This is a genomic window from [Flexibacter] sp. ATCC 35208 (assembly GCF_001975825.1).
Classification (GTDB): Bacteria; Bacteroidota; Bacteroidia; order Chitinophagales; family Chitinophagaceae; genus Chitinophaga.
In genome coordinates this window covers 1-7,056 of sequence record NZ_MTKN01000132.1, presented here as the reverse complement: position 1 = coordinate 7,056, position 7,056 = coordinate 1, and the positions used below count along the sequence as shown (strand labels likewise).

At 41.7% G+C, this 7,056-nt stretch carries 8 protein-coding genes; 2 read left to right on the top strand and 6 right to left on the bottom strand.

Annotated elements, in window-relative coordinates:
- Window positions 1-50: 50 nt before the first annotated feature.
- From BW716_RS34215 to BW716_RS34205, 3 genes are all read right to left on the bottom strand, one after another.
- Entirely contained in the window at window positions 51-1,928 is a 1,878-nt protein-coding gene (locus BW716_RS34215; RefSeq protein ID WP_083730544.1) for a M1 family metallopeptidase, read from the bottom strand.
- 118 nt (window positions 1,929-2,046) lie between these two features.
- Window positions 2,047-2,343 (bottom strand): thioredoxin, encoded by a 297-nt coding sequence (gene trxA, locus BW716_RS34210; protein WP_083730543.1) that lies wholly within the window; start codon window positions 2,341-2,343, stop codon window positions 2,047-2,049.
- 93 nt (window positions 2,344-2,436) lie between these two features.
- The gene (locus BW716_RS34205; protein WP_083730542.1) at window positions 2,437-2,952 is read right to left on the bottom strand and encodes a 2'-5' RNA ligase family protein; all 516 of its coding nucleotides are present in this window, start codon (window positions 2,950-2,952) and stop codon (window positions 2,437-2,439) included.
- Between the two features lie 51 nt (window positions 2,953-3,003).
- Here BW716_RS34205 and BW716_RS34200 point away from each other — a divergent pair, with 51 nt between their 5' ends.
- Complete coding sequence (locus BW716_RS34200; RefSeq protein ID WP_083730541.1) at window positions 3,004-4,452, top strand: glycoside hydrolase family 28 protein; 1,449 nt, start codon at window positions 3,004-3,006, stop codon at window positions 4,450-4,452.
- A complete protein-coding gene (locus BW716_RS34195; RefSeq protein ID WP_083730540.1) occupies window positions 4,449-5,264 on the top strand; it encodes an ankyrin repeat domain-containing protein in 816 nt (271 codons plus the stop codon). The genes BW716_RS34200 and BW716_RS34195 overlap by 4 nt, the downstream gene beginning before the upstream one ends.
- A gap of 519 nt (window positions 5,265-5,783) precedes the next feature.
- Here the strand turns inward: BW716_RS34195 and BW716_RS34190 are convergent.
- The 3 genes from BW716_RS34190 to BW716_RS37965 form a co-directional block, all read right to left on the bottom strand.
- A complete protein-coding gene (locus BW716_RS34190; protein ID WP_083730539.1) occupies window positions 5,784-6,491 on the bottom strand; it encodes a hypothetical protein in 708 nt (235 codons plus the stop codon).
- A 139-nt stretch (window positions 6,492-6,630) separates the two neighbouring features.
- Complete coding sequence (locus BW716_RS37300) at window positions 6,631-6,804, bottom strand: hypothetical protein (protein WP_179091403.1); 174 nt, start codon at window positions 6,802-6,804, stop codon at window positions 6,631-6,633.
- 39 nt (window positions 6,805-6,843) lie between these two features.
- The coding region (locus tag BW716_RS37965) for a hypothetical protein (protein ID WP_220388906.1) at window positions 6,844-7,056 on the bottom strand (213 nt) is incomplete at its 5' end.

Here is a 7,056-nt window from a genome sequence, read left to right as displayed (position 1 = left end):
ATCCATAAAGATGTCCTGCCCGTGCTATAATCAGCATTCAGCCGCAGGCATCACTGCTTTTTCCATTCATTATCCGCCGGCGTCGCATCCATAAAGATCCCGCCATCCAACTTAACCCCAATCACCTTTTTAGCTATCGGCACACTAAGCAGCAACTCCTTCGCCCCACTCGCCCACACGGCAGGAGTTTTATGTACAATCTCAATCCCTCCGTCCTCAAAAGTCAGCACAATATCAAAAGGAATGGCAAAACCACCCACATTATTGATCCCCAAATTTACTTTATTTCCCTGTTGATCGAAACGAGACAATTTCAGGTCAATATAGTTATTGGAAAAGAACCAGTTATTAAAAAACCAATTCAGGTTCTGCCCGCTACCTGCATTGATAGCATTGAAATAATCCCATGGAATAGGGTGCTTTCCATTCCAATTATTCATGTAAGTATGCAACGCCTTTTTGAAGCGCTCATCGCCCAGCAGATCTTTCAAAGCGAGGTAAGACAAAGATGCCTTGCCATATGAATTATTGCCATAACCATGACCACTTACCTGGTGAGACTGCGTAATAATCGGCTGATCTTCCTCAGAAGAAGGATCCCCAATATACCCTCTCACCCGAAAGTTCTTATAAAAATGATCCGCTTTCTCCTTCCCTCTTTCGGCAATCGCAATCAGGTATTCAAAAGTGGTCGCCCACCCCTCATCCATATAGGCATAACGGCTTTCGTTGATCCCCATATAAAAAGGGAAGTAGGTATGAGCAATCTCATGATCCTGCACCAATTGGCCAAATTCAAGATCATCTCCTGTAGTTTCATCATTCACCATCATTGGATATTCCATATCTGCATAGCCCTGAAAAGCCGTCATAGTAGGAAAAGGATATGCTACCCCTGGCCACTGGGTAGAAAAATAATTCAGTGCATAATGAGAGAACTCCACAGAGTGGTGGAAGTCAGCCGCGTTGTCGCTAAACGCTGCCTGTACACTGGTTCTGCGTTTGGTAGCGCTGTCTACAACCACACTGGCAGCATCCCATATGTAATGGTTACTGAGGCCAATGGTGGCGTCAGCAATATTTTTGGAAGTAAAGATCCATGTATTCCATTTATTCTGACGGGTCACCTCGTGGCCCTCCATATCTGCTTTTGTGGCAATATGGATCACATTGTCAGAAGTATAACTGCTTTTTAGTTTCTTAGCAAAAGCGGGTTGCAGCACTTCATCCACGTTCTGCAAAGTGCCGGTACCCCATACTACATAGTTGGCAGGCACCTTTACGGCTACTTTATAGTCGTTGAAGTCGCTATAGAATTCCACCCTGTCCATATGTTCGATCCTGTCCCAGCCATTGTAATCATCATAAACAGATACACGGGGATAGAAGTAAGCGAGGAAGAAGGTCGTGCTGTCAATACTGCCTTCGCGACCACTTTGTACAGACATATCGTAGTGCCAGCTGATGTGCAGTAGCATGCTGTCTTTCGCCTTCAGCGGTTGAGGCAGATCCACATCTGCAACAGTACCTACGTTATTGTCAAAACCAACGTGCGTACCATTGATGATGAGTGTATCAATAAAGACGCCATCTGTCAGGAAGTCTTTACTCACGTAACCGGAGCGGGGCGCCTGATTCTTGTGAATATTACAGATCAGTCTGATCACGATCTTACTGAGCGTATCAGGACTATTGTTGATATAACGGATGGATTCAGTGCCGTAAATGGTACGGGAAGGAGGATTCGCAGTGACCAGGATATCGTATCTGCCGGTGTTTTGCCAGTACTTAGCGCCTGGCTTGCCGTTCATGTCCCTGGTTTGATTAGTGTAAGCCTTTTTGATATTGCGGGGCTGGTAGAGGTCCTGCCCATGAGCGATGGTAACTATACCCAGTAAAGCTACCAGGCTGCTAAAAGATTTGATCATGTGTGAGCTGCTTTCAATATTTTCAATAAAAATATATATAATTTTCAGGCCACGACCAAATATTCCAGCAGCGGTAGGCTTATTATTTTATCACTTCACCCAGTGGCTGGCGATTAACTTAGGCGTTTTGTTTGATGATCTGTTCGATATTATGACCGGGAACTACGCCGGACTGACGCCAGAGTACTTTCCCATTTTTGAAAAGGATGAGTGTAGGTACACCTTGTATTTGGTAGGCAGCGGCGGCCTGCGGGTTTTTATCTACGTCTACTTTGATAATGCTGGCGGACTCGCCCACTTTTTTCTTCACGTCTTCCAGGATGGGAGCCATGGTTTTACAAGGTCCGCACCAGGTAGCAAAGAAATCTACCAATACCGGTTTATCGCTGTTGATCATTTCTGAAAAGGTTGCCATGGTAGTAGTTTTTAAGAGAGATAATGCAACAATTATTCCAGTGGGGAGGAGTGGTGTCAGAGTGGCAGGATGGGATAAAGTTTTAGGGGGATATTACAATAGGAACGGGTATTTATCCAACAACTTCCACGGCCCTTTCAGATACTTCCACGTACTGAAGCCCGTAGCCTCTATTTTAAACGGCGTAAACCCTTCATTCAATTCCTGGTGTAACTGCTGTGCTTTAAAAGTCGTCACCTTATTCTGAACCGTAATATGCGCCCTTAACCCCTGCTGATCCTGCTTAATCAACCACGGCGCAAAAGCCACCTGCATCTCTTCATGTAATTTTTTCAACTCATCTGCTACTAATGTATAGGCGACACAGATACCCATCAAATGTACCTTATCCACTTCCAGAGTAATAGCTTTTCTATCTGCAAATTTCGTGAGTATACCCGGAATACTCCCCTCATTAGCAGGTAACTTATGAAACAAAGTTATATGTGCATCCAGGTAATTGGCATGCGCGGGAAAATGCTTTTTCCTCAGTGCATCAAAAAACGCCTGATCGCCAGGAGCCATATCCAGTGTAATAATCAGTGTGCCCGTTTGTAAAATTTGTCCCATGTAAGGCAACAAAAATACGTAAATTAGAAAACGATATAATTCCCACGTTTCATGAAACAACTTTTTCTATTGGCAGTGGTCAGTTTCCTATCCCTCCCTGCCATATGCCAAAAGCACCCGGTTGAATATTACCTGAACAAGGCACCATTCCCCATGCAGGCGATAAAAGACCCGGTTATCCCTTCAGCCAGATTTCTGCTCAGCGACTATGGCGCTGTCGAAGGCGGATCCGTTTTAAATACAACTGCTTTTGAACGTGTCATCAATGCCTGTGCGGCTGCAGGTGGCGGACATGTCATCGTACCACCAGGCACCTGGCTCACAGGCCCCATCGTACTAAAAAGCAATGTAGACCTACATGTAGAAAAAGGCGCATTAGTATTGTTTACGCCAGACCGTACACAATACCCATTATTACCCAATGGCCACAAATTCGAAGTAGCTCCACCTATTAGTGGGAAAAAACTGGAAAATGTATCCATCACCGGTGAAGGCACCTTCGATGGAAATGGCCAAAGCTGGCGGCCGCTAAAGAAAATGAAAGTCACCAACACCCAATGGGACCAGTTCGTAGCTTCAGGCGGTGTAGTGAGTGCCGATGGTAAAATATGGTGGCCGAGTAAAGAAGCCATGAATGGAGAAAACTATTTAAAAACATTAAAACCTGATGCAACAATTACCGATTACCTACCGGCAAGAGATTTCCTGCGCCCAAAAATGGTAGTGATCAGTAATAGCAATCATGTCCTGATAGATGGTCCTACCTTTCGGAACTCGCCTAACTTCGTCATCAACCCGCAGAAGGTGAATGACCTCATTATCAGGAATACAAATGTGTTCAATGAAGCCTGGGCACAAAATGGAGATGGTATAGATATCAGTGCCTGCAAAGGCGTAATTATCTATCATACCACCGTGAATGCAGGAGATGACGGCATTTGTATGAAATCAAGTGGCGATGGTTCACAGGCAGCCCTTTCCGAAATCCTGATTGCAGAATGTATTGTGTACCGTGCACATGGTGGCTTTGTAATAGGAAGTAATACAGATGGCGGCATGCGCAATATCTATGTTACCCATTGTTCCTTTGAAGGAAGTGATGTAGGTATACGGGTGAAAAGTAACCGGGGCAGAGGCGGACTGGTGGAGGACATCTATATTGACAGCATCCGGATGGTGAATATTATAAACGAAGCGATCTCATTTGATACATACTATGAAGCATCTTCACTTTCAGGAGGGAATGAAAAACTCCCCGAATTTAAAGACTTCTATATCAGCAATATTATTTGTAACGGTGCAAAAACCGCGATGCTATTCCGTGGATTACCTGAAATGCCTGTACACGACCTACACTTTAAAAACGTATACATTCAAGCCAACAAAGGCGTAGAAGCAGAAGCCATCAAAGATATTCAATTTCAAAACGTACAATTTAAAACAACGCAGCAGCCTGCAATTCCACCAGGTGTTGCACCTTTTATTAAAATTTCCTTATGAAACCTTACTACTTATTGTTGTTTGTAACTTTCACTGCATGTAATTTTTATGACAAAGACCTGATGCATGCGGTGATCAATAAAGACGAAGCCAGCATACGCTACGACCTGAAACACCATGCCAACACAGAGGTCAAAGATACGGAGGGCTTTACGCCACTCATCAGAGCCGCGGCAGATGACGAACCAAATATCGTCGCGATGCTTTTGGGTGCCAATGCGAATATTGAGGCAAAGAATACGTTTGGAGAAACGGCTTTATCCCTGGCTGCTTTCAAAGGATTCAAAACTACTGTAAATGTGTTATTGTCTCACAACGCAAATGTCAATTCATTGAACAGAGATAGCGTTACACCTTTGATGTATGCTGCCAGCAGAGGACATACTGATATTACAGAAATGCTATTGAGACAGGGTGCGCAGTTAGACCTTGTATCCAGGGAAGGATTGACACCGCTGGCATATGCAGTATCTAATGAGCATGAAGATATTGCGAAATTGTTTTTAGATCATGGGGCGAAAGTAGATTTTAAAATGCATGATCATGAGACAATATTGATATTGTTGGCGAACAGGCATAATGTGTCATTGACGAAGTTGTTATTGGATCGTGGAGCAGATGTAAATGCGGCGGATGATTATGGGAATACAGCGTTGATGAATGCTTGCAGGAATAGGGATACAGGAATGGTGAAGTTGTTGTTGGGTTATCATGCGAGGGTGGATGTGAGGGATAGTAATGGAGATTCGCCGTTAGAGCATGCGAAGCGTGCGGGAGATGAAGGGGTGATTAGGTTGATCGCACTTAAATAAAAGGGGATGTATCATAAGTTGCCGGAAGGCGCTGAGAATTGCATGTACGAAAATTCTCTCCATCAGGTACCTGAATTAAAAGGGGCTGTCTCGAAGTTTTGAGACAACCCCTTCTAATTCATTTTCAATCAACAAATCACTTAAAAAATGTTTAAATCTCCCCCAGACTTATTTTAAAAGAATATTAATGAATGCTACCTGAATGAACGCGACAGAAGATTTGGGTAGCCTTTCATGATCCTTATCGAGCCTTCTGAAAATTATAGAATGCTTTAGAAACTATCGTAATACTATCCCCCGCCATCACACGTAATACCAAAGATAGCCCTATCTTCTGCACACTTACCCCGTTCAGTTTCGTCACATAATCATTCGGACTGGTCGTATTATCAACCCACCGCACCTGCTGCCGTTTTAATGGTCGCCATATGGAATATTTCGAATTAGAATTAATTCGATTTTGGATATGCAAACCAAGACTGAGATCTTTCTCAATTAAGAAAGACTAGTTATCGGAATTTAATCCAAGATCTCATCTAGTGATTTCCCCCGAATTTCTATGGGTATCTCGCTGTAGATAGGCATTTTTAGCATCTCTGGCAGTAGATTGCTTACACCCTCCTTAATAGCATCATCATTCATTCTTTTGGTACTATATTCGCTTCTCATTACAATAAATGCAATTTCTTCCCATTCCTGAGTAGAAATATGAAGATCTATTGCTTTGGCTTTTCGTCTAAGTATTTCAACAATTATTCTTAGTTTAATTGATATATCTCCATTCCAATTGGGATTCTCGAGATGTTTAACATTTTCGTAAGATGATTCTATTCCTGCCACTAGAAAATACTTTCCTTCTTTTAAATAAAAAAAGGTTTTATTTCCAAACTTTAAATGAGGTAATTCATTTTTGGTAATATTAACAGGATGACTATCTATTAACTTCCAACTCCCCTTACCTCTTAAAGGAGGACTATATGAAATCACTTCTCCAAATAAAAAATCTGTTGTCAATAGAATATCTATTTTTTTTAGTGGCACATTATTTAGGAAGTCATAAACGCCAACAAGATTAAATTCTGAAGGTTCATTTATGACTGATGAAACATTATAAAATCTGCAATATGCATACCTTTCAGTAATCTCTATTGGTAGTTTTTCAAATGGTATATTGTCTAGTGGTATGCAAAAATAGAAGATGTTATTGTGTTTTAAAGTTTTACTCATTTTTTAAATAATGATAATTTATTTTACTCAATGGCTTTCATCAACAACTTTTGCCAATTTGGATAATTTTGCTCTAAAAAACCAATTGCCTTTTGATACCACCCAGAATTTTTTGTTATGTTAAAATCCATAGCCTTATTTAAATTGGATACTGATACTCATTCAGCCTGACTACATATGCATTTGGATTGGTAGTTTCAACCGTTGGATAGCCAGCAGGAAGCGCCATGCGGATATTGGCTATGTTACTGAATAAAGCGTTTTCAGTCGCACTGCCTCCAGCCGAAATAATCAATTCCTGTTTTCCATACAAATTTTTTGAAATTTCAAAATCATTGTCGTTTAGTTAAGGCTAAAGTTGTTTGTATTCCATTGCAGGCGGCTTCTTGACTTTATGATTCCTTGGAAACTTTCTGCCAGTTCTAATACTTTCACATGTTTTAAGAAGTATATCATCAATCACTTTTATAGATTTTGAAACCATTGATCGAATCCATAAGCCCTCCCATACTTCTTTGCATATGGCAAGAGCATTGGTTCTGTTAATTTGTTTAGGGTACTTATT

Coding starts and splice junctions, on each gene's coding strand:
- BW716_RS34215 (WP_083730544.1), bottom strand. CDS start 1,928: ATGATCAAATCTTTTAGCAGCCTGGTAGCTTTACTGGGTATAGTTACC.
- trxA (WP_083730543.1), bottom strand. CDS start 2,343: ATGGCAACCTTTTCAGAAATGATCAACAGCGATAAACCGGTATTGGTA.
- BW716_RS34205 (WP_083730542.1), bottom strand. CDS start 2,952: ATGGGACAAATTTTACAAACGGGCACACTGATTATTACACTGGATATG.
- BW716_RS34200 (WP_083730541.1), top strand. CDS start 3,004: ATGAAACAACTTTTTCTATTGGCAGTGGTCAGTTTCCTATCCCTCCCT.
- BW716_RS34195 (WP_083730540.1), top strand. CDS start 4,449: ATGAAACCTTACTACTTATTGTTGTTTGTAACTTTCACTGCATGTAAT.
- BW716_RS34190 (WP_083730539.1), bottom strand. CDS start 6,491: ATGAGTAAAACTTTAAAACACAATAACATCTTCTATTTTTGCATACCA.